15 protein-coding genes and 1 pseudogene are annotated in these 22,849 nt (G+C 73.3%); 9 read left to right on the top strand and 7 right to left on the bottom strand.

Features of this window, described 5'->3' with window-relative positions:
* Positions 1 to 38 precede the first annotated feature (38 nt).
* Positions 39 to 1,232, top strand: a complete 1,194-nt coding sequence (locus BFF78_RS05800; protein WP_418346746.1) for an NAD(P)/FAD-dependent oxidoreductase — start codon at positions 39 to 41, stop codon at positions 1,230 to 1,232.
* Between the two features lie 220 nt (positions 1,233 to 1,452).
* On the opposite strand, the gene BFF78_RS05795 is transcribed toward BFF78_RS05800, so the two are convergent.
* Positions 1,453 to 2,217: a crotonase/enoyl-CoA hydratase family protein gene (locus BFF78_RS05795; RefSeq protein WP_069777276.1), complete on the bottom strand. Its 765-nt coding sequence runs from the start codon at positions 2,215 to 2,217 to the stop codon at positions 1,453 to 1,455.
* Positions 2,218 to 2,327: 110 nt separating this feature from the next.
* The gene (locus BFF78_RS05790) at positions 2,328 to 3,302 is read right to left on the bottom strand and encodes a lysylphosphatidylglycerol synthase transmembrane domain-containing protein (protein ID WP_069777275.1); all 975 of its coding nucleotides are present in this window, start codon (positions 3,300 to 3,302) and stop codon (positions 2,328 to 2,330) included.
* A gap of 186 nt (positions 3,303 to 3,488) precedes the next feature.
* On the opposite strand from BFF78_RS05790, the gene BFF78_RS05785 reads away from it, so the two are divergent.
* Positions 3,489 to 5,405, top strand: a complete 1,917-nt coding sequence (locus BFF78_RS05785; RefSeq protein WP_069783406.1) for an ABC transporter ATP-binding protein — start codon at positions 3,489 to 3,491, stop codon at positions 5,403 to 5,405.
* A gap of 48 nt (positions 5,406 to 5,453) precedes the next feature.
* Here BFF78_RS05785 and BFF78_RS05780 read toward each other — a convergent pair whose 3' ends face one another.
* Positions 5,454 to 6,392 carry a hypothetical protein gene (locus BFF78_RS05780; RefSeq protein WP_069777274.1) on the bottom strand — a complete coding sequence of 313 codons (939 nt, stop codon included), beginning with the start codon at positions 6,390 to 6,392 and terminating at the stop codon, positions 5,454 to 5,456.
* A gap of 153 nt (positions 6,393 to 6,545) precedes the next feature.
* Here BFF78_RS05780 and BFF78_RS05775 point away from each other — a divergent pair, with 153 nt between their 5' ends.
* The 7 genes and pseudogenes from BFF78_RS05775 to BFF78_RS05745 all read left to right on the top strand — a co-directional run bounded on the left by BFF78_RS05775 (position 6,546) and on the right by BFF78_RS05745 (position 17,809).
* Positions 6,546 to 7,904: a lectin gene (locus BFF78_RS05775; protein ID WP_069777273.1), complete on the top strand. Its 1,359-nt coding sequence runs from the start codon at positions 6,546 to 6,548 to the stop codon at positions 7,902 to 7,904.
* An 18-nt stretch (positions 7,905 to 7,922) separates the two neighbouring features.
* The gene (locus BFF78_RS05770; protein ID WP_069777272.1) at positions 7,923 to 10,136 is read left to right on the top strand and encodes an RICIN domain-containing protein; all 2,214 of its coding nucleotides are present in this window, start codon (positions 7,923 to 7,925) and stop codon (positions 10,134 to 10,136) included.
* A gap of 104 nt (positions 10,137 to 10,240) precedes the next feature.
* Positions 10,241 to 10,780, top strand: a complete 540-nt coding sequence (locus BFF78_RS05765) for a (2Fe-2S)-binding protein (RefSeq protein WP_069777271.1) — start codon at positions 10,241 to 10,243, stop codon at positions 10,778 to 10,780.
* Positions 10,777 to 11,772 (top strand): FAD binding domain-containing protein, encoded by a 996-nt coding sequence (locus tag BFF78_RS05760; RefSeq protein WP_069777270.1) that lies wholly within the window; start codon positions 10,777 to 10,779, stop codon positions 11,770 to 11,772. Before BFF78_RS05765 ends, BFF78_RS05760 begins: the two co-directional genes overlap by 4 nt.
* 625 nt (positions 11,773 to 12,397) lie before the next feature.
* Positions 12,398 to 14,469: pseudogene (locus tag BFF78_RS42720) on the top strand (xanthine dehydrogenase family protein molybdopterin-binding subunit); the annotation flags it as partial.
* 13 nt (positions 14,470 to 14,482) lie between these two features.
* Positions 14,483 to 16,852, top strand: coding sequence for a glycoside hydrolase family 65 protein (locus BFF78_RS05750; protein ID WP_069777268.1), 2,370 nt, complete (start codon positions 14,483 to 14,485; stop codon positions 16,850 to 16,852).
* Between the two features lie 144 nt (positions 16,853 to 16,996).
* On the top strand, positions 16,997 to 17,809 hold the full coding sequence (locus BFF78_RS05745) for a LytR/AlgR family response regulator transcription factor (protein ID WP_069777267.1): 813 nt from the start codon (positions 16,997 to 16,999) through the stop codon (positions 17,807 to 17,809).
* A gap of 51 nt (positions 17,810 to 17,860) precedes the next feature.
* On the opposite strand, the gene BFF78_RS05740 is transcribed toward BFF78_RS05745, so the two are convergent.
* Genes BFF78_RS05740 through BFF78_RS49510 form a run of 4 tightly spaced genes read right to left on the bottom strand, consistent with a single transcriptional unit; the run spans position 17,861 to position 22,849 of the window.
* Entirely contained in the window at positions 17,861 to 18,400 is a 540-nt protein-coding gene (locus BFF78_RS05740; RefSeq protein ID WP_069777266.1) for a hypothetical protein, read from the bottom strand.
* Positions 18,397 to 19,563: a hypothetical protein gene (locus BFF78_RS05735; protein ID WP_069777265.1), complete on the bottom strand. Its 1,167-nt coding sequence runs from the start codon at positions 19,561 to 19,563 to the stop codon at positions 18,397 to 18,399. Before BFF78_RS05735 ends, BFF78_RS05740 begins: the two co-directional genes overlap by 4 nt.
* A 56-nt stretch (positions 19,564 to 19,619) precedes the next feature.
* On the bottom strand, positions 19,620 to 21,776 hold the full coding sequence (locus BFF78_RS05730) for a hypothetical protein (protein WP_069777264.1): 2,157 nt from the start codon (positions 21,774 to 21,776) through the stop codon (positions 19,620 to 19,622).
* Positions 21,773 to 22,849 (bottom strand): hypothetical protein, encoded by a 1,077-nt coding sequence (locus BFF78_RS49510; protein ID WP_159032949.1) that lies wholly within the window; start codon positions 22,847 to 22,849, stop codon positions 21,773 to 21,775. Before BFF78_RS49510 ends, BFF78_RS05730 begins: the two co-directional genes overlap by 4 nt.

Below are 22,849 nucleotides of genomic sequence, written 5' to 3'. Positions count from 1 at the left end.
CTTTGGATGGGGGTGCGGCCGGGACGTTCGTAGCGGGCCTGGACGCCTCGGATGGAGGTGCCGCTGGGGTGTTCGGGGTCGGGCCGGGCGCTTTGGATGGGGGTGCCGCTGGGGTGTTCGGGGCTGGGCTGGGCGACTCGGACGGGGGTGCGGCCGGGGTGTTCGCGGCTGGGCCTGGTGTGTCGGGCGGGGGTGCGGGCAGGGCGTTCGCGGCGGTGGTGGGGGCCGGAAGCGGGTGGGGTGTGGCGGCGGGCACGGCCGGCCTCGGGCGGGAGCACCGCCTGGTGCTCACCGCCGTCGGCCCCGGCGGGCCGGAGACCATCGAGGCGCGGGCCGTCGTCCTGGCCACCGGGGCCCGGGAGCGTCCGCGTCCCGCTCGGCTGGTGCCCGGCACCCGCCCCGCCGGTGTCTACACCACCGGTGAACTCCAGCAGGCGGTCCATCTGTTCGGGCAGGGCATCGGCACCCGCGTGGTCGTCGTCGGCGCAGAGAACGTCTCGTATGCGGCAGCCGACACCGTGCGCGCGGCCGGCGCCGAGGTCGTCGCCCTCGTCACGGAGCACGGGCGGGCCCAGACCGGCCGGGCCCGCGCCCAGTCGGCCCGGCTGCGCCACGGCATTCCGCTGCTCACGCGGACCACGGTCGCCGAACTCCTCGGCCACGGCCGCCTGTCCGGCGTCCGCGTCCGCCACGGCGACGGCCGTACCACCGTCCTGGCCTGCGACACCGTCGTGTTCACCGGCGACTTCATCCCGGACCACGAACTCGCCCGCCGCGGCGCCCTCGCCCTGGACCCCGGCACCCGCGGCCCCGCCGTCGACGGCGCCCTGCACACCTCGCGCCCGGGAGTCTTCGCCGCCGGGAACGTCCTGCACGCCGTAGAGCCCGCCGGCACCGCGGCAGGCGAGGGTGCCCGGGCGGCCGGTGCCGTCCTGGACTTCCTGGCGGGCAGCTCCTGGCCGGGCCCCGGAGTCCCGCTCACCGTCGAGGCCCCGCTGAGCTGGATCGCCCCGAACCGCATCACCCCGGCCGGCCCGCCCGCCCGTTACGTCCTGCGCACCGGCGTCGCGTTGACCCGCCCCGTCCTGAAGGTCCACCAGAACGGCCGGCTCCTGTACCGCGAGCGGTCGGGGTTCGGGACCGTGCTGCCGAACCGCACGCTGACCCTCGGCGCACGCTGGACGGGGCTCGTCGATCCGGAGGGCGGTGGGGTGCGGGTGAGTGTCGGGTGAGCGGGGCGGCTGTCGGTGTCGTGTGCGAACGCGGTCCTGAGGGTTCATCAGGGCGGCTGGGTCTGTACCGCGAGCGGTCGGGGTTCGGGACCGTGCTGCCGAACCGCACGCTGACCCTCGGCGCACGCTGGACGGGGCTCGTCGATCCGGAGGGCGGTGGGGTGCGGGTGAGTGTCGGGTGAGTGGACCGGGCCTCTGGAGCGCCGTAACGCGCCTCGGCTCAGATCTCGCTGAACGAGCCGTGCCGCCCGGCCCCCGAGGCGAACCGGGCGGCGCCCTCCGCGCTCTCCGCCAACACGCCCATGCCGTACCGGAGTTCGCCCCGCAGCGCCGTCTCCTCGTCCAGCCCCTCCTGGTCCAGGGCCGACGCGCGGTCGCCGCGCAGGCAGGCCTGCGGGAATCGGGCGATGTCCGCCGCGAGCGCCTCGGCCTCGGCGCGGGCGTGTCCCGTCGGCACCAGGCGGTTCGCGAGCCCCATCTCGTAGGCCTCGCGGGCCGGCACCGGGCGGCCGGTGAGGATCATGTCCATGGCCCGGCCGGTGCCGATCAGCCGGGGCAGCCGTACCGTGCCGCCGTCGATCAGCGGTACACCCCAGCGGCGGCAGAACACCCCGAACACCGCGTCCTCCTCCGCGACCCGCAGATCGCACCACAGGGCCAGTTCCAGACCGCCCGCCACCGCGTGCCCGGCGACGGCGGCGATCACCGGCTTCGACAGCCGCATCCGGGTCGGCCCCATCGGCCCGTCACCGTCCTCGGCCACCCGGTTGCCGCGCTCCGTACCGATCGCCTTGAGGTCCGCGCCCGCACAGAACGTGCCGCCCTCACCCCACAGCACCGCCACCCGGGCGTCGTCATCGGCCTCGAACTCCCGGAAGGCGGCGGCGAGCTCCGCCGCCGTCGGCCCGTCCACGGCGTTGCGGGCCTCCGGCCGGGAGAGGACGACCGTGGTGACGTAACCCGTGCGCTCCACGCGAACCGGCATGGCAAGGCCCTCCTTCGTCTGGTCCGGAAGGCCATGCTGCCCCGGATGACCCCGAACCCCAGGTGACCCCGAACCCCAGGTGACCCCGAACCCCAGGTGACCCCGAACCCTCAGATGACCTTGAACCGTACCAGCGCCCCCAGCGTCAGCGCCCCCGGCAGCAGCGGCACCCACACCGTGATGATGCGATAGGCCAGGACCACCGCCGTGGCCACCGCGGCCGGGCCGCCCACCGCGACCAGGGCCACGATCAGCGCCGCCTCGACCGAGCCCAGGCCGCCCGGTGTGGGCACCAGCGCCACCGCGACGGTCGCCGCGAGGTAGGCGAGCGCCATGTGCGCCGGCGGCACCGGCAGCCGCAGCGCCTGGCCGACGGCGGCGAGACCGGCCGCCTGCAGGGCGGGGAAGGCCAGCGAGCCGCCCCACAGGGCCAGGGCGCGGGACGGCCGGGTGTGCACCGACCGCGCCTCGCCCAGGGCGTCCCGCAGGAACCCGTACACGCGCCTGCGCAGCGGCCGTACCAGGGCCACGACGGCCGCCGCCAGCGCCGGCAGGCCGGCCGCGCCCAGCAGCAGCGGAAGGGTCGAGCCGTCCGGCAGCAGCGGGCCGAGACGCAGCGCGTCGGGGAAGGCGAACAGCAGCGCCGCCAGCAGACCGAGCCGGCCCACGGACTCGGCCAGCAGATACAGGGCGAGCGCGGCCGAGGAGCGGGCGAGGGGCACCCCGCACACGGTCATGAAGCGCAGGTTCACCGCGCCCGCGCCCAGCCCGGTGGGCAGCAGGTGGTTGGCCGAGGCCGCCGCGAACTGGGTGGCCAGCAGGCGCGCCTTCGGCAGCGGCTGCATCACCGCGCCCTGACGGGTGAACGCGGCGGCCACCCAGGTCAGGCAGGTGGCGCCGGCCGCCGCGAGCAGCCACGGCCAGTCGGCGGTGCGCAGCTGGCCGAAGCCCTCGGCGAGCAGCGAGCGGTTGCGTACGGCGATCACGGCGACGAGCACGAGCGGCACCAGGCACAGCACCTGGCGGACGGGGACGCGACGGGGGAGTCGTCCCCGGGGCCGTGGGGGAAGCGGGACGGCAGTCACATCCGCAGAGGCTTTCCGCGCCGCCCCAACGGCGGGTGGCGGATGCGCGGACTCCGGCTTACAGGCTGTGGTCATCGGGGCCTTCGGAGGCTTCGGGGCGTCGGGCAGCGGGGACGCCGGTGCGGGTGAAAAGAGACGGACATTGACCTCAACGAAGCTTGAGGTTCTACGTTCTCTTCCATGAGCATGGAGACCACTGCATGGATGCAGCTGCACAGCGTGATGAACGCACAGTCCGAGCGCCGTCCGTTCGCCCGCGCCACGCTGCGCCGTATCGCCGCCTTCGCCCGCCCGCACCGCGCGGGCATCGTCCGGTTCGTACTGCTCGGGGTGGTGACCGCGCTGCTCGCCGTGGCCACACCCATGCTCGCCGGGCGCGTCGTCGACGCGATCGTGGCGGGGCACGACTCCGGCACCGTGGTCCGGCTCTCCCTGCTCATCGCGCTGGTGGCGCTCGGGGAGGCGGGGCTCGGCATCCTCGGCCGGCGGCTGTCGGCGACGCTCGGGGAGGGACTCATCCTCGACCTCAGAACGGCTGTGTTCGATCATGTGCAGCGCATGCCCGTCGCGTTCTTCACACGGACTCGTACGGGAGCGCTGGTCAGCCGTCTCAACAACGATGTGATCGGCGCCCAGCGGGCCTTCGCCAACACCCTGTCGGGCGTCGTGAGCAACCTGGTCACCCTGCTGCTCACTCTCGTGGTGATGCTCACCCTGTCCTGGCAGATCACCTTGCTGGCGCTGGTTCTGCTGCCGGTGTTCGTGCTGCCGGCCCGGCGCATGGGCAGCCGGATGGCCCGGATGCAGCGGGAGGCGGCGGAGCTGAACGCGGCCATGGGCACCCGGATGACCGAGCGCTTCTCCGCCCCCGGCGCCACCCTGGTGAAGCTGTTCGGCCGCCCCGAGGAGGAGTCGGCGGAGTTCGCGGCGCGCGCCGCCCGCGTCCGTGACATCGGCGTCCGCACGGCCACGGCCCAGTCCGTCTTCATCACCTCCCTCACCCTGGTCTCCGCCCTCGCGCTGGCCCTCGTCTACGGCCTCGGCGGCTGGTTCGCGCTGCGCGGCACGTTGCAGGCCGGCGCGGTCGTCTCCCTCGCCCTGCTGCTGACCCGCCTGTACGCCCCGCTCACCGCGCTGGCCGGAGCCCGGGTCGAGGTGATGAGCGCGCTCGTCAGCTTCGAGCGGGTCTTCGAGGTGCTGGACCTCAAGCCGCTCATCGAGGAGAAGCCGGACGCCCGAGAGGTCCCCGAGGGCCCGGTCGCCGTCGAGTTCGACGACGTCCACTTCTCCTACCCCTCCGCCGACCAGGTCTCCCTCGCCTCCCTGGAGGAGGTCGCCGCGCTCGACACCCGGGGCGGCTCCGAGGTCCTGCACGGCGTCTCCTTCCGCGCCGAGCCTGGTCGGACCGTCGCCCTCGTCGGCTCCTCCGGCGCCGGCAAGTCCACCATCGCCCAGCTGCTGCCCCGCCTGTACGACGTCGACGCGGGCGCCGTCCGCATCGGCGGGGTGGATGTGCGCGACCTGACGGCCGCATCGCTGCGCGGCACCCTCGGCATGGTCACCCAGGACGGCCACCTCTTCCACGACACGGTCCGCGCCAACCTCCTCCTCGCCCGCCCCGACGCCACGGACGAGGACCTCTGGGACGCCCTCGGCCGCGCCCGCCTCGCCGAGGTCGTACGGTCCCTGCCCGACGGCCTGGACACGGTCGTCGGCGAGCGCGGCTACCGGCTCTCCGGCGGAGAACGCCAGCGGATGACCATCGCCCGGCTGCTGCTGGCCCGTCAGCGCGTGGTCATCCTGGACGAGGCCACGGCCCATCTCGACAACACCTCCGAGGCGGCCGTCCAGGAAGCCCTCACCGAGGCCCTGGAGGGCCGCACGGCCGTGGTGATCGCCCACCGCCTGTCCACGGTCCGCGCCGCCGACCTGATCCTCGTCGTGGAGTCGGGGCGGATCGTGGAACGGGGCACGCACGAGGAGCTGTTGGCGGCGCAGGGGCGGTACGCGGAGCTGTACCGGACCCAGTTCGCGGGGCGGAGCACTGCCGCGGTGGAAGCGGTGGGAGAGCCGGCCGAGCCTGCCGAGGTGCCCTTGGCCTGACCCGGACCCGGCTCGCCGGGCGGGCGCAGCCGGACGCCGAAGTGGCGGTCAGTTGAGGTTGCCCTCCAGGCCGCTGTAGACCTCGGTGGCCTCGCAGAAGGCGACACCGAGACGGCCGGCCACGCCCAGGGCCTCGTCGATCTTGCGCAGATCGACGGGGTCACACGTCAACCGGCCCTGCTGCCGGGCGAGATGGGCGCGAGCCCCGCCGGTCGCGGATGCCGGGACCAGGCCGCCGACCGAGTAGTTGCCGACGATCGTGGCGGGCGGTTCGGGCCACGTCAGGCCGGGGAACTCCGCGCGCAGCAGTCCGTCCAGCGCCGTGGGTGCGGTGAAGCCCTCGGCGGCCAGGCCGGCTTCGGCGCACAGCCGGGTGGGCCAGGTGTACCCACGGGACATCCAGCCCGGCAGCAGGGCGGCGGCGAACTCCAGCACCGTGAACGGGACCTCGCGGGTCAGCAGCCGGGCCGCGTCCAGCTCCCTGCCGTCGGAGGGGTGCCGTACGACCGGTGTGCCCGCGCGGAGCGCCAGCGCCGCACCGCGCAGGATGCGCAAGGGGTGGGCGAGGCCGTGCGCGATCGCGGCATCGCCGGGCAACTGCCCGTCCGTATCGGGCCGGACCTTTCCGGGCAGTGCGGGGTCGAGCCGGCCGATCATCTCGAGCGCGATGGTGTCCACCTCCTCCTCGGAGGCGGCGAGATACCGGACCATGGCCTCGGTGATCTGCTCCGGACCGTCCCCGACGATGAGAAAGGGACGGCCCCACAGGTGCAGTCGTGTCTCGAACCCGAGGCTCTCGTCGTCGGCGGTGTGCTCCAGTACGCCCAGCGCCCAGGCCTTGGCGCGGAAGCGGTTCCTGCGGATGCCGACGGCGCGGGCGATCAGGTCGTCGATGCCGTCGTCGTCTCCGTGACCGGCGAGATACGGCAGCAGCCGTCGCTCGATCAGCGGCAGGTCGACGGGATGGAAGCTGGTGTCATAGCCCATGGCGGCCCACGGTAGTGAACGTCTGTCACACCACTTGACGCGGGTGGTCCGTACCTTTAGTTTCACGCCTTAAACAAAGCCTACGGACGCCTCAACACCCACTCTGCTCCCCGGTGTTGGGTCGCACCCCCCACACGAAAGGCCACCCCCCGCATGGCCAGACCTCTGCCCACGGCAGTCTCCGTCGCCGTACTCGCGCTCTCCGCCGGACTGCTCACCGCCTCCCCCGCCCAGGCCGGCACCGGGACCATCACCGGGCTCGCCGGCAAGTGCCTCGACGTCGCCGGGGCCAACTCGGCCGACGGCACACCCGTCCAGCTCTACGACTGCAACGGCACCAACGCCCAGCAGTGGACCGTCGGCGCGGACGGCACGATCCGCGCCCTCGGCAAGTGCCTGGACGTGACCGGTGATTCGACGGCCGACGGCGCGAAGGCGCAGCTGTGGAGCTGTACCGGCGGCGCGAACCAGAAGTGGACCGTCACCTCCGCCCACGACATCGTCAACCCTCAGGCGAACAAGTGCCTGGACGTCACCGACGACAACTCCGCCAACGGCACCCGGATCCAGATCTGGAGCTGCTCCGGCGGCGCCAACCAGAAGTGGACCGCACCCGCGGCCGGCGGCGGCACCACCCCGGCCACGCCGATGGCCGTCGCGCCGTACCTCTACAACGGCTGGGGCAGCCCGCCGGACCCCACCACCATCACCCAGGCCACGGGCGTGAAGTGGTTCACCCTCGCCTTCGTGCTCAGCAACGGCTACTGCAACCCGCAGTGGGACGGCAGCCGCCCGCTGACCGGCGGGGCCGACCAGCGGACCGTCGACACCGTGCGGGCGAACGGCGGCGACATCATCCCGTCCTTCGGCGGCTACAGCGGCAACAAGCTGGAGAGCTCCTGCTCCAGCGCGGGCGAGCTGGCCGCCGCCTACCAGAAGGTCATCGACACCTACGGCCTGAAGGCGATCGACATCGACATCGAGGCGGACGCCTACAGCAGTGCCACCGTGCAGCAGCGGACCGTGGACGCGCTGAAGAGCGTGAAGGCGAACAACCCCGGGCTGAAGGTGTACATCACCCAGGGCACCGGACAGAGCGGGCCCGACACCAGCCTCATCGACCGCGCCGCCTCCTCGGGCCTGAGCGTGGACGCCTGGGCCATCATGCCGTTCGACTTCGGCGGCGCCGGACAGAACATGGGCAACCTCACCACGCGGGCGGCCGAGGGACTGAAGAACGCGCTGAAGAACGCCTACCACTACAGCGACGACCAGGCCTACCGGGACATGGGCATCTCGTCCATGAACGGCATCACCGACAACAACGAGACCGTCACGGTGAACGACTTCCGGACCATCCTCGCCTACGCGCAGACGCACCACCTCGCCCGGCTCACCTTCTGGTCCGCCAACCGCGACCGGCCGTGCACCGGCGGTCCCGCCGACAGCTGCTCCGGCGTGAGCCAGTCCGACTGGGACTACACCCGCGTCTTCGCCGGCTACACCGGCTGAACCCCCGCAGGAGAACCCGTGTTTCCTCATCCACGTCGCAGACCAGCGGCCGTCGCCCTCGTCACCGCAGCGGCTGCCGCCCTGCTCACCGCCGCGCCGACGCCCCTGAGCACCGCCGGGCGCGCGCACGCCGCCACCGCCCAGGCCGCCGCGCTGCCCACCGGCTTCGCGACCGTCATCAACGCCGCCAGCGGCAAGTGCCTGGACGCCAAGGCCGCCGCCACCGCCAACGGCACCGTCGTCCAGCAGTACGCGTGCAACGGCACCACGGCCCAGCAGTGGAGCTTCACCGACGCCGGCAACGGCTTCGTCCACATCGACAACCGCAACAACACCAGCCAGGTCGTGGACGTCACCGACGTGTCCACCGCCGACAACGCGCCGATCCAGCTGTGGAGTTACGGCGGCGGCGCCAACCAGCAGTGGCAGGCCGTGGACGACGGCGGCGGCGCCTTCCACTTCGTCAACAAGAACAGCGGCAAGTGCCTGGACGACCCCGGCGCCTCGCTCGCCGACAGCACGCAGTTCGCGCAGTACACCTGCAACGGCACCGCCGCCCAGCGCTTCCAGGTGGTCCCCGTGACCCAGTCCACGAGCGACCCCGACCTCGGCCCGAACGTCGTCGTGTTCGACCCGTCGATGTCGTCCTCGACCATCCAGAGCAGGCTGGACTCCATCTTCAAGCAGCAGGAGACCGACCAGTTCGGCTCCCAGCGCTACGCCGTCCTGTTCAAGCCCGGTGCCTACAGCGCGGACGTCAACGTCGGCTTCTACACCCAGGTGCTCGGCCTCGGCCTGACCCCGGACGCGGTCTCGGTCAACGGCGCCGTGCACGCCGAGGCCGACTGGTTCCAGGGCAACGCCACCCAGAACTTCTGGCGCGGCGCCGAGAACCTCTCCGTCAACCCCACGAACGGCAGCGACCGCTGGGCCGTCTCGCAGGCGGCGCCGTACCGCCGGATGCATCTGCGCGGCAACCTCGCCCTCGACGACGGTGGCTGGTCCTCCGGCGGCTACCTCGCCGACAGCAAGGTCGACGGGCAGGTCGACTCCGGCACCCAGCAGCAGTGGCTGACCCGCAACTCCCAGCTCGGCAGCTGGACCGGGTCCAACTGGAACATGGTGTTCGTCGGCAGCCAGGGCGTGCCCGCCACCAGCTTCCCCCACCCGCCGTACACCAGCGTCGCGCAGAGCCCGGTCACCCGTGAGAAGCCGTACCTGTACGTCGACGGCTCCGGCGCCTACCAGGTGTTCGTGCCGTCCGTGCGCTCCGGCAGCACGGGCACCAGCTGGACAAGCGGCAGCCCGTCCGGCACCTCCCTGCCGCTGAGCCGGTTCTACGTCGTCAAGCCCGGCGCCAGTGCCGCACAGATCAACGCGGCGCTCGCGGCGGGGCAGAACCTGCTCGTCACGCCCGGCGTCTACCACCTCGACCAGACCCTGAAGGTGACCCGCCCCGACACGGTCGTCCTCGGCCTCGGGCTCGCCACGTTCGTCCCCGACAACGGCATCACCGCGATGACCGTCGCCGACGTCGACGGCGTCACCCTCGCGGGCCTGCTCTTCGACGCCGGCACCACCAGCTCGAAGACCCTGCTCGAGGTCGGGCCGGCCGGCTCCACCGCCTCCCACGCGGCCGACCCGACCTCCCTGCACGACGTCTACTTCCGCATCGGAGGCGCGGGCGTCGGCAAGGCGGCCACCAGCCTCGTCGTCAACAGCGACAACGTCATCGGCGACCACATGTGGATCTGGCGCGCCGACCACGGCAGCGGCGTCGGCTGGACCAGCAACACCGCCGACACCGGGCTCGTCGTCAACGGCGACGACGTGACGATGTACGGCCTGTTCGTGGAGCACTTCCAGAAGTACCAGGTGCTCTGGAACGGCAACGGCGGCCGCACCTACTTCTTCCAGAACGAGATGCCCTACGACCCGCCGGACCAGGCCGCCTGGATGAACGGCTCCACGCGCGGCTACGCCGCCTACAAGGTCGCCGACTCCGTCACCAGCCACCAGGCGTACGGCCTCGGCAGCTACTGCTACTTCAACGTCAACCCGAGTGTCACCGCCGACCGTGCCATCGAGGCGCCGAACAACCCGAACGTCCACTTCACCAGCATGGTCACCGTCTCCCTGGGCGGCACCGGCACCATCGGTCACGTCATCAACACCACCGGAGGACCGTCGAACTCCTCGGGCAACGTGGCGGACCTGGTCCGCTACCCCTGAGCCGCCCGTGCGGGAAGGGTGTGGCCCACCGGACGTGTGAGGCGCCGCCGCGTGGATACGCGGTCGGGACGGACACCAGGCCCGTCCGGAAGGCCACCCCTGCCATGACCAGCGAAAACCAGCTCCCTCCCGACTCGGTGATCACCCTCCGGGTCAACGGAAAGCCCCACACCCTGCACGTCGACAACCGGCGTGTCCTGCTGGACCTGCTCCGCGAGGATCTAGGCCTCACCGGGTCGAAGAAGGGCTGCGACCACGGCCAGTGCGGTGCCTGCACGGTGCTGGCCGGCGGACGCCGCGTCAACAGCTGCCTGCTGCTCGCGGTCGCCCTCGACGGCAGCGAGATCACCACCGTCGAGGGCCTCGGCGGGGACGGCGAGGAGCCGCACCCGCTGCAGCGGGCCTTCCTCGACCGCGACGCCTTCCAGTGCGGTTACTGCACGCCGGGGCAGATCTGCTCCGCCATCGGCATGATCGCCGAGGCCGCCGCCGGTCACCCCTCCCACGTCACCGACCCCGTGGCCCCCTCCGGCAGACCCGTCCCGCTGGACCGGGCGGAGATCCGCGAGCGGCTGAGCGGCAATCTGTGCCGGTGCGGGGCCTACCCGCGCATCGTCGAGGCGGTGGAGGACGTGATCCGGTGAACGGCTTCGGATACCTCAGGCCCTGCAGCGTCCAGGACGCCGTCGAGGCATACGCCGCCCACCCCGGCGCCCGCTATCTGGCCGGCGGCACCAACCTGGTCGACCTGATGAAACTCGGCGTCGAGCGCCCCGCCGTCCTCATCGACCTCGGCGGACTGCCGCTGGACGGTATCGAGGAACTGCCCGAGGGCTCCCTGCGCGTCGGCGCCACCGTCCGCAACAGCGACCTGGCCGCCGACCCGCGCGTCCGCGACCGCTACCCGGCGCTGTCCCAGGCGCTCCTCTCGGGCGCCTCCGGGCAACTGCGCAACGCCGCCACCACCGGCGGCAACCTGCTCCAGCGCACCCGCTGCCCCTACTTCCAGGACCTCGACAAACCCTGCAACAAACGCGAGCCCGGTACCGGCTGCGGCGCCCGGGAGGGCGTCCACCGCGACCACGCGGTCCTCGGCCACTCCGAACACTGCATCGCCACCCACCCGTCCGACATGGCCGTGGCCCTCGCCGCGCTCGACGCCCGGGTGGAGTTGTACGGCGCCGAGGGCATCCGGCGCCTGCCGGCGGCCGACTTCCACCGGCTGCCGGGCGCCCATCCCGATCGGGACACCTGGATCCGGCCCGGCGAACTCATCACCGGCGTGCTGCTCCCGGCCGCGACCGCCGGCGTCCCGTCCGCCTACCGCAAGGCCCGCGACCGGGCGTCGTACGCCTTCGCGCTCGCCTCCGTGGCCGTCGTGCTGCGGGTCGCGGACGGCGTCGTCGCGCAGGTGGGGATCGCCTTCGGCGGGCTCGCCCACCGGCCCTGGCGGGCCGGCCGCACCGAGGCGGCCCTGCTGGGCGCCCCCGCGACCCCCGCCGCCTTCGAGGGAGCCGTGGCACTGGAACTCGAACACGCCGAGCCGCTGCCCGACAACGCCTACAAGGTGCCCCTCGCCCGCAATCTCGCCCTGGACGTCCTGAACCGCCTCGTCCCGGCACCGGCGGTGGCCTGAGCCGGCGCAGAAGAAGCGAGCAGACCAGGAGGAACCCATGACCGGCAACTCCCCGGGCACCCCCGCAGAACACCGGCACACACGGCACACGGCCCCCGGCGAGCGCGTGGCGGGACCGGACGCGGCCTCCGGCGCGCCCGCGGGTGCTCGTGCTGAGCGGTGGGCAGGACGGGAGCCGGCGCTCGGCTGCGCCTTGGGTGCTTCCGGCGGGCGCGGGGTGGGGCCGGGCTCGGGCCCCGGGACTTCGGCGGGTGCTCCTGCTGAGCGGTGGGCAGGACGGGAGCCGGTGGCCCGCTCTACACCGGGCGCTTGCGACGGGCCCCGGGAGGGACGGCACTCGGTCTCCGGCGCGCCCGCGGGTGTTCGTGCCGAATGGTGGGCAGGGCGGGAGCCGGCGCTCGGCTGCGCCTTGGGTGCTTCCGGCGGGCGCGGGGTGGGGCCGGGCTCGGGCCCCGGGACTTCGGCGGGTGCTCCTGGTGAGTGGCGGGCAGGGCGGGAGCCGGCCGTCGGTTGCACCCCGGGTGTCTCCGGTGAGCGCCGGGAGGGAGTGGGCTCCGGCGCCGGTGCTTCTGTGGCCGCTCCTGTCGAGCTCGGGGACGTCCGGCGGCAGGCGGGCGGCAGGGCCCTGGGGACCTCCGTCGAGCGGCGGGAAGGGCGGCAGAAGGTCACCGGTGCGGCCCGCTACGCCGCCGAGTACAGTCTGCCCGGCCGTGCTCACGCCTGGCCCGTGCCCGCCGCGATCGCGCGTGGCCGGGTCACCGGCGTCGACACCTCGGCCGCCCTCGCCCTGCCCGGCGTTCTGGCCGTCCTCACCCCCGGCGACGCCCCCGCCTCGCCCCGCCCGAGGACGCGACGCTGGCCGTCCTCCAGGGCCCGGACGTGCCGCACCGTGGCTGGTGCGTGGCCCTGGCCGTCGCCGACACCCTGGAGCGGGCCCGCGCCGCCGCGCGGGCGGTGCGCGTCGCCTACACGGTCGAACCGCACGAGGCCGAGCTGGACCCCGGTCACCCGGACGCCTACGAGCCGGAGGAGACCAACGCCGGCTATCCGGGCCGGGTCGAGCACGGCGACCCGGAGGCCGCCTACGCCGCCGCCGAGGTCCGCGTCGATGTCACCTACCGGGTGCCGCCGCTGCACAATCACCCCATGGAGCCGCACACCAGCACGGCCCACTGGGACGGGAACCGGCTCACCGTGTACACCTCCAGTCAGGGCGGCACGACCGTGCGGGAGGTGCTCGCCCAGCTGTTCGAGCTGCCCGAGGACCGGATCACCGTCGTCACCGAGCACGTCGGCGGCGGCTTCGGCTCCAAGGGCACCCCGCGCCCCGACGTCGTCCTCGCTGCCATGGCCGCCCAGCGCACCGGCCGGCCCGTCACCCTCGCCTACCCCCGCCGCCACCTGCCCACCACCGTCGGCCACCGCGCCCCCACCCTGCAGCGACTCCGCCTCGGCGCGAACGCGGACGGCCGGCTGACCGCCGTACTGCACGAGGCGACCACCCACACCTCCCGGGTACGGGAGTTCATCGAGCAGGCCGCGGTGCCCGCCCGGGTCATGTACGCCGCCCCGGCCCTGCTCAGCTCCCACCGGGTGGTCCCGCTCGACGTGCCCAGCCCGTCCTGGATGCGCGCCCCCGGCGAGGCACCCGGCATGTACGCCCTGGAGTCGGCCGTGGACGAACTCGCCGACGCGCTCGGCACGGACCCGGTGGAACTGCGCATCCGCAACGAACCCGAGCGGGAGCCCGACAGCGGCAAACCGTTCAGCAGCCGGCACCTCGTGGAGTGTCTGCGCGAGGGCGCCCGCCGCTTCGGCTGGGCCGAGCGCGATCCTCGTCCGGGCATCCGCCGCGAGGGCCCGCTGCTCCTCGGCACCGGCGTCGCCGCGGCCACCTACCCGGCCGCGGCCGTCCCGGCCACCGCGACCGCCCGGGCCCTGCCCGACGGCACCTTCACCGTCCGGATCAACGCGACCGACATCGGCACCGGGGCCCGTACCGTCCTCGCCCAGATCGCCGCCGACGCCCTCGGCGCGCCCCTCGACCGGGTCCGCACCGAGATCGGGCACAGCGACCTGCCCTCCGCATGGCTGGCCGGCGGCTCCATGGGCACCGCCTCCTGGGGCTGGGCCGTGCACGAGGCGTGCGCCGAGCTGGCGACCCGGCTCGCCGCGCACGCCGGACCCCTGCCCGCCGACGGCATCGAGACCCGCGCCGACACCGCCGGACGGGCCGACGCCGACAGCCCCTACGCCCGGCACGCCTTCGGTGCCCAGTTCGCCGAGGTCGCCGTCGACACCGTCACCGGCGAGACCCGGGTGCGCCGGCTGCTCGGCATCTTCGCCGCCGGACGGATCCTCAACACCCGTACCGCACGTTCCCAGTTCACCGGCGGCATGACCATGGGCCTCGGGATGGCCCTCACCGAACACAGCACGATGGACCTCCCGTTCGGCGACTTCACCGAGGCCGACCTCGCCTCCTACCACGTGCCCGCGCACGCCGACGTCCCCGCCGTCGAGGCCGACTGGATCGACGAGGACGACCCCCACCTCAACCCCATGGGCAGCAAGGGAATCGGCGAGATCGGCATCGTCGGCACCGCCGCCGCCATCGGCAACGCCGTCCACCACGCCACCGGGATCCGCTTCCGCGAACTGCCCCTCACCCCCGACCGGGTACTCGCCGGCCTGCTGTCCGAGGGGGACCGTGACGGGCCCGACCTGGGAGTACGACGGCTACCGGCCCGAGGAGGAACGCCTGCGGGAGTCGCTGTGCACCCTGGGCAACGGCTACTTCGCCACGCGCGGGGCGCTGCCCGAGTGCACCGCGGACGACATCCACTACCCGGGCACCTATGTGGCCGGCTGCTACGACCGGCTCACCTCCGAGGTCGCCGGACGCCGGGTCGAGAACGAGGACATGGTCAACCTCCCCAACTGGCTGCCGCTGCGCTTCCGTCCGGCGGGTGGCGCCTGGCTCACCCCGGACACCGCCCCCGTCACCGAGCACCACCAGATCCTGCACCTCGAACCCGGCCTGCTGGAGCGCCGTACCAGCTACCCCCTCGACGGCGGCGCCACGCTCCATGTGCGCCAGCTGCGCCTCGTCCATCTGGGCGACCCCCATCTCGCCGCGCTGCGCACCGAGTTCACCGTCGAGGGCAACGGAGCCCACCTGGACGTCGAGTCCGCGCTCGACGGACGGGTCACCAACTCCGGCGTGGCCCGCTACCGGGAGCTGGATGGCCGGCACCTCACCCGGATCCGGACCGGCATCGCCGCGCACGGCACCGTGTGGCTGCGCTGCCACACCCGTACCTCCAGCATCGAATGCGGTCTCGCCGCCCGGATGACGGCCGACGCGCCGGTGACGACCGTGCCCGAACCCCTGCGGGCCGTCCAGCACATGAGGCTGCGCCTGGTGCCGGGCCGTACCGTCACCGTCGACAAGACCGTCGCGCTGTACACCTCCCACGACCCCGCCATCGGCGACCCGCTGGACGCGGCCGTCGACCACATCGTCGCCGCCCCCGGCTTCGACGAACTGCTGCAGACGCACGCCACGGCGTGGGAGCAGCTGTGGCGGCGCACCGTGCTGGAGGTCCCCGGCGAGGCGGGCAGCATCCTGCGCCTGCACCTGTTCCACCTGCTGCAGACCCTCTCGCCGCACACGGCGGACCTCGACGTCGGCGTCCCTGCGCGCGGACTGCACGGCGAGTCCTACCGCGGCCATGTCTTCTGGGACGAACTCTTCGTCCTGCCCTACCTCAACCTGCACCTCCCCGAGGTCTCCCGCGCCCTGCTCCACTACCGGCACCGGCGCCTGGAAGCCGCCTGCCGCGCGGCCGGGGAAATCGGCCGGTGCGGCGCGCTCTACCCGTGGCAGAGCGGCAGCGACGGCCGTGAGGAGACCCAGCAATTCCATCTCAACCCCCGCTCCGGTCGCTGGCTGCCCGACAACACCCGGTTCCAGTACCACGTCGGCTCGGCGGTGGCCTACAACATCTGGCAGTACTGCGAGGCCACCCGCGACATCGACTTCCTGCACGGCGAGGGCGCCGAGATGCTGCTGCAGATCGCCCGCTTCTGGGCGGACTACGCGGGATACGACGCCCGTCTGAGCCGGTATCGCATCCGGGGCGTGGTCGGTCCCGACGAGTACCACGACGCCTACCCCGGAGCGGCCGCACCGGGCCTGGACGACAACGCCTACACCAACGTCACCGCCGCCTGGGTGCTGGCCCGCACCCTGGACCTGCTGAGCGTCCTGCCCGAGCCGCGCCGCCAGGAACTCCTCGAGAGCGCCGGCCTGGAGGAGGACGAGCTCGCCGAGTGGGAGGAGATCTCCCGGTCCCTCCACGTGCCCTTCCACGACGGGGTGATCAGCCAGTTCGAGGGCTACGACGACCTCGCCGAACTGGACTGGGACGACTACCGCAAGCGGTACGACGACATCCGGCGCCTGGACCGCATCCTGGAGGCGGAGGGCGACACCGTCAACCGGTACAAGGCGTCCAAACAGGCCGACGTCCTGATGCTCGGCTACCTCTTCTCCGCGCCCGAACTCCGCTGCCTCTTCCACCGGCTGGGCTACCACCTCGACGAGCGGACCTGGACCGCGACCGTCGACCACTATCTGCACCGCACCAGCCACGGCTCCACCCTGAGCGGCCTGGTCCACGGCTGGGTCCTGACCCGCGCCCGCCGGGCCGACGCCTGGGCCTTCGTCCAGGAGGCGCTGCGCGGCGACATCGCCGACCTGCAGGGCGGCACCACCGGTGAGGGCATCCACCTCGGCGCCATGGCCGGCACCCTCGACCTCGTCCAGCGCGGACTGACCGGCCTGGAGACCCGCGACGGCGCCCTGTGCCTCGACCCGGTCCCGCTGCCCGAACTCTCCTCCTACGGCTTCGCCCTGCGCTACCACGGCCACTGGGGCGTCCACCTGCGCCTGCGCAGCGGCCGACTGGAGATCGCCGTACCGGACTCCCACGGCTCACCCATCGACATCCGCCTGGGCGACCGGCTCGTATCGGTGGGCCCGGGCGAAACGGCCCGCCTGCTGGTACCGGAGTGACGCAGTGCCCCGAAGGGGCGCGGGGCTGTGCCGATTGCGGCTGCGCGGCGGCCGTCGTACACCGGCGTACGCGATCTCGACGCCGGCGCCCGGGAAGGCCACCATGCAGGGGGTAAGAGGTTGCAGAGGGAAGGGGGCGCGGGGATGAGCGCGAGCGACACCGCCTTGCGTGTGCTGGCGGTGGACGACGAGGAGCCCGCGCTCGCGGAGCTGCTGTACCTGCTGGGCGAGGATCCGCGGGTCGGCAGCGTGGTACCCGCGGCGGGACCGACCCAGGCGCTGCGCATGCTCGGCCGGGCCGTGCAGGACGGTCCGCACGGCGCTCACGCCGTCGACGTCGTCTTCCTCGACATCGACATGCCGGGCCTGAACGGCCTCGAACTGGCCCGGCTGATCGGCGCGTTCGCCGACCCCCCGCTGATCGTCTTCGTCACCGCCCACGACGACTTCGCGGTCCGCGCCTTCGATCTCCAGGCCGTCGACTACCTCCTCAAGCCCCTGCGCAAGGAGCGTTTCGCCGAGGCCGTACGGCGGGTCGCCGAACTGGTCCGGGCCGGGCGGGGACCCCGCCCGGCCGCGCTCGGCGCGACCGGGCCCGATCCGGCGCCCGCCCTCGGCGATCACGTCCCCGTGGAACTGGGCGGCGTGACCCGGTTCGTCCCCATCGCCGACATCACCCATGTCGAGGCACAGGGCGACTACGCGCGGCTGCACACCCAGCACGGCAGCCACCTGGTGCGCGTCGCGCTGTCCACCCTGGAGGAACAGTGGCGCGCCCGCGGGTTCGTGCGCATCCACCGCAGCCGGCTCGTCGCACTCGGCCGCATCGACGAACTCCGGCTGGACGGCGGCAATGTGACCGTACGGGTCGGCGACCGCGTCCTCGCCGTCAGCCGGCGCAACGCCCGGGAACTGCGGGACCTGCTGGCCAGACACGCGGCGGGCCGGTTCCGTTGAACAGCGCTGACACCGTACGGTCGCGTCCCCAGGGCCGTTGTGGGCCGGCCGTCACCCGCCCTCGTCGTCCGAGGAGTGGCACCGTTTCGGGAACGAGGTGTCCCCGTCGGGTGTGGCCAGGAAGAAGACGTCGATCCTGACCTGGCCGGACGGCCCGCCCTTCCAGTAGCCCCGCTTGGGGGCCTGCTTGAAGCGGGAGAACCCGTTGGTGATCATCGAGTTGACCTTGTTGGCGGCGTCCTGGCCCGGCCCCGGATCCGGTGCCGTACCGAAGGAGAGCACGAAACCCGCCGTACGGCCCGCCACCCCCGCCCCGCGCAGCTGCCCGCCGAACTGCTGCCGTACCGACGCGGCACTGCCCGTCCGCACCGTGAAGCTGCACGGCTTGAGCACCAGCCCGCGCTCCGCCGGCTGGGTGCTCGGCGGCGGGCTGGACGGCGCGGTGGGCTTGGGTGTCGCACCCGTGCGCTGCTCGCGCGGCAGAGAACCGAGCGCGATCACGAGCAGCAGCAGGAGCAGATCGGCGAAGAGCCACCCGGCGAGCAGCACGGTGCGCCCGGCGACCGCCCGCTGCGGCGGCCGCCGGCTCACGGCCCACCCCGGTACGGCGGTGGATCGGCGTTGTCCAGGCCGCCGGACGCCAGACGGCTGTCGAGTCGGTCGACGAGCTGCCAGATGCCCCGGGTGGAGTCCACCAGGTTCTCCGCCCGCTCGGTGAAGACCAGCAAGGTCTCCCCGAGGCTGCGGGCCAGGTCGCGGACCGCGGCGACGGCCTGGTCGTGCCGGTGGATCTCGTTCCCGGTCGCCTCCTGCGCGCGCCGCAGGTCGGCGACGAGCGTCTCGATGGCGGCGCGCAGCTTCGCCTCGTCCTCGGCGGTCTGCTCCCGCAGCCGGATCAGGTCCTGCGCCAGCTGGTTCGGCGGGGTGAGCCCGCGGATCAGCCGGGTCAGTTCGTCGACCGTCTTGGTCCAGCCGTCCAGCGCGCTCTGGATCCTGCTGCCGGGCCCGGTCTCCAGTGCGGCCGTGATCTCCTGGGAGGTACGGTGCAACGCCAGTTGCAGTGCTTCCGTACCGGCGTTGAGCTGGGAGGCGAGCTTCTCCGCGCTCCGGCTGTCCAGCGGTTTGCCGGCCGGCCGTGCGGGTGTGGAGAGCAGGAAGGTCGCGAGCGCCAGCTCGGTGGCGAGCTGCCCGCGTTCCTCCTCGCGGGACAGCCGCCGCTCCCGGCTGCGCTGCAGGGCGTGCAGTGCCAGGGTCAGCACGACGACCACCAGGATGAGCAGCGTGACGTGGAGCGCGGAGGTGCCCAGGGTCACGGTGGTCGGTTCGGGCGGGTGGCCCTGCGGGAAGCCGCGGGCCCAGCCGAGCAGGAAGGGGTCCGTGCTGCGGGTCGCATCGTAGGCGTCGAGCGCACCGCGCAGCCGCCACCAGGTGAGCGCGATGGGCGCGAACACCAGCACGTCGCGGATGACGCCGAGCCAGCCCTCCAGCGTGCCCCGGCCCTTCGAGGGCGCGTCCGGGAGCAGCACCTCGGGCGGATAGGCGGCGACCAGATCGGTGCCGGCCAGGGTGGCACCGCCCCGTTCCAGGTCGGCTACGACATGGTCCAGTACCCGGCTGTCGGAGCCGTCGGCGCGCGCGCGGCCGGCGAGCTCGCGGATCCGGCCGGCTATGCGGTCGAGTTCCGGATCGGAGCCGGTGCGCTGCGCGGGAACCGACCCGTGGTGCGGCGGTGTTGCCTCTTCAGTCGATGTCATGCGGCGTCAATCGTGTCGTCCGGCGGTCGGTGTGGGGAGCTGAGGAGGGGCGGGGGTCAGGGCATGGAGGTCACCAGGACGTACCCGACGGCGCAGAGCAGGACGAGCAGCAGCGCCGCCAGGAAGAACATGCTCACGCCGTCGATCTGCCCCCTGCCGCCGAACCAGCCGTCGCGGTCGGCCGACCGGGCCTGCGGGCTGCCACCCGTGTGCGAGGCGGGCGGCCCCCAGCCCTGCTGCTGCCGGGCGGACGGACCGTACGGATCCCATCGGGCGGGATCCGGGACGGCGCCGGGGGAGTGGTGGCCCGTCGCCGGACTCGCGGCGGCCGGGCGCGGATGGTGCGCCCCCGCGACGGTGGGAGCCGGGCGCTCCCACTGGTGCGCACCCACCGCGGCGGAGGGCGAGGCCGGCGGGGCGGCGGCCGGCGCGTACCCCGCGTCGGGTCTGCCGAGCACCGGACCGCGCGGCCGGGACCCGTACGCGGACCCCCCGCCGGAGCTCGCATAGCCCTCGGCGCGCAGGAACTGCTCCGAGAGCTCGTGCCGGACCGGCTGCTCGGCGGAGCTGTCCGCGGCCAGCTCCAGCGCGGCGGCGTACAGCCCCAACGGCGCACGGGCCCCGGCGTGTTGGACCAGCGCCGAGGTCGTCTCGCGGTCCAGCCGCGGGCCGTGCGCGGCGAGGAGCAGATGGCGGAAGCAGTCGACCTCCTTCGGACGGTCGCCGGCGGCGATGCGGTCCACCGTCTCGAGCAGCAGGCCGTGGTCGTACCACAGCCGCGCCGCGACCGGGCTCCGGCCGGCGTCGCCGAGGTGCCGCAGTACCAGGTGCATGGCCTCCGGGTAGCCGTCGGCGTAGCGCATGACGAGGTCCAGCAGCTCGTCCGCCGGGCTGGCGGCGAGGAGATCGGCCTGGTCGAGCGCGGTGGCGGGCATGCGCAGGGCCAGGGCCACGATCAGCAGCCGGCGGTGTCCGGCCCGGCTCAGGTCGAGACCGGTGGACGGCACCTTTCCGCCGAAGATCCTGGCCACCAGCGGGGGCGCCGGCTCCGCGTCCCGTGTCGCCTGCACCAGGGCGTCGAACTGGTGCCCCTGTCCGGTGAGGCAGACCTCCACGGCCTCGGCCACCAGCAGCTCCCGCAGATCGGGATGGAGTGCGGCACGCCGCTCCAGGCGGTGCCAGCGGCGCAGCGCCGCGGCGAGCCACTCCACGGGCTGCTTGCGCAACTCGCCGGTCATCCGGGCCCGTTCGTGCACCAGGACGCCACGTGCGGAGGCCCGCGCCAGCAGGTCGTCGTCGAGGAAGATGTCCAGGCGCACCCGAGGGTCGGCGATCCGGCCGTCCACGACCGGCACGGACCGCCGCCAGGCGTCCACGTCGTCCGCGGTGTGCAGCGGGTGCCGCGGGCGGATCCGCTCCAGCGCCGCGTGTCCGGCCTCCCGGTACAGCTCCACCAGCTGGGCGGCGAACCGGGCGGTGTCCGTGTCGGGCGCCGCCTCGGCCAGGTCGACGCGCCGGCGCTGGTTGATGTACATCGACTGGGGCGGGCGGGCGGCGAGGAACACCACCCGGGGCTGATGGCTGCCCTTGTCGGTGGACTCGCGGCTGGCGAAGGTCCAGGGCCGGCCGGAGACGGGCCCGGCGATGTCGAGCAGGGCGGTCATCGCCGGCAGGGCGAGCTGCGGCCGGGTGATGACGCTGAAGTCCTCGGCGGGCTCGGCGAGCACCCGGGCGACGAGCGCGGTGAGCTGCACGGCCGGGACCTCGGCGACCCGGTCGCGCAGTGCGGCGAGGCCGGGCCGGGCCGCCTCCCTGAGGTCGTCGAGGTCGAGCGGGGCGAGCCGGCCCTCGGTGCCGTCGGGTTCGCGGTCCCGCCAGCCCGGCCAGTCGTGCAGTCCCAGGGCGAGCCGGCCGTCGATCGCGTGCGGGTCACCGACCAGGACGTGGGTCAGGGTGGCGCCGCCCCGGCCGTGCGGGTTGCGGGAGGGCAGCTTGCGCAGGACGGCCGCCTCGTCGTCGAACACCAGGTGGACGAGGCTGGCCGTCAGCTCCGGCTGCTCGCCCTGGCCGTCCTGGGTGGCCCAGACGTACTGGAGCCGCTTGGCCCAGCGGTCGATGGTGCGCAGCCCGGAGTGTGCGACGGGGCGGACCCCGGCGTTGCCTTCGTGGTCCCGTTCGGCCCAGCCGAAGAGGATCTGGTCGACCGTCGTCATCGGACAGCTCCCTGGCCGAGGTCGGTGGGGCCGAGGACCCCGCACATGGCGAAGAGGGCGAGCATGGGTTTGAGGGTCCGGCGCGGCGCGAAACTGCCGCGCGGGGAGCGCTGCACGCCGTCCGTCTCGACCGGCTTGTGGCCGGTGGCGGTGGCGAAGTGCAGCGTGGTGCGGTCACAGCGCACGAAGGGGGCGAGCCAGCCACGGGCGCCGCGTGACCTGAGGAAGGCGTAGGCGTCCTCGCTCTCCCTCTCCACGGTGTCGAGCCGCAGTTCCTCGTCGGGCGAGACGTTCTGGAACCAGCGGTCGACGAGGGGTTCGTGGTGCTGCAGCAGGTCGCACTTGCCGATCACGACGGCGGCGGGCAGCGGCAGGAACTGGGAGCCGTCCATCCCCTGCAGCCGCCCGATCTTGTCCAGGACGACACCGAAGGACGGGTCGCCGGTGACGCTGCCGGTGGCGGTGGTCAGTCCGCGGATCCGGGTCGGGTCGACCACGAAGACCAGCGCGCTGACCGCGCCGAGGAAGGGCACCTCGGCGTCGTGGTCGGCGAGCCACTCGCCGGAGACGTCGAAGAAGGCGACGGCGAAGCTGCGGTTGGTGTTGCTGTTGTGGATCCACAGGGCGTCGGTGAACTCCGGCGGCTGGGCCGGGGTGCCGGCCAGGCCCTGGCCCTGGTCCAGGAAGGGGCGGACGACGTCCTTGAGGTAGCGCTGGTGCAGTTTCAGATCGAGCCCGCCGACGACCAGGCCGAGGCGGGCCATCCGGTCGACGTCGGAGAGCGTGCCGAGCATGGCGGCGAGCAGATGGCTCTTGCCGGCCGCGGACTCGCCGACCACACCGATGACCAGGGGCTCGCCGAAGTCGCCGTACCGCCCGGGCAGGACGTGCGGTTCGCCGCCGCCGGCGCACAGCCGGTAGGCGTTGAGGCGGCGGTGGTTCCAGCGCACGTCGTCCTCGCCGTCGAGCCGGACGAGCTGTTCGGGCCGGCCGTCGGCGTTGAGGGTGACGGTCTCGGCCTTCGCCCAGTCGACCATGTCGAGGCAGATGGGGCACCTCACCTGTGCTGCCAT

This window comes from Streptomyces fodineus (assembly GCF_001735805.1).
Taxonomy (GTDB): Bacteria; Actinomycetota; Actinomycetes; order Streptomycetales; family Streptomycetaceae; genus Streptomyces; species Streptomyces fodineus.
Note: the sequence above shows the minus strand (reverse complement) of the source record. Positions and strands in the feature narration are given on the sequence as shown.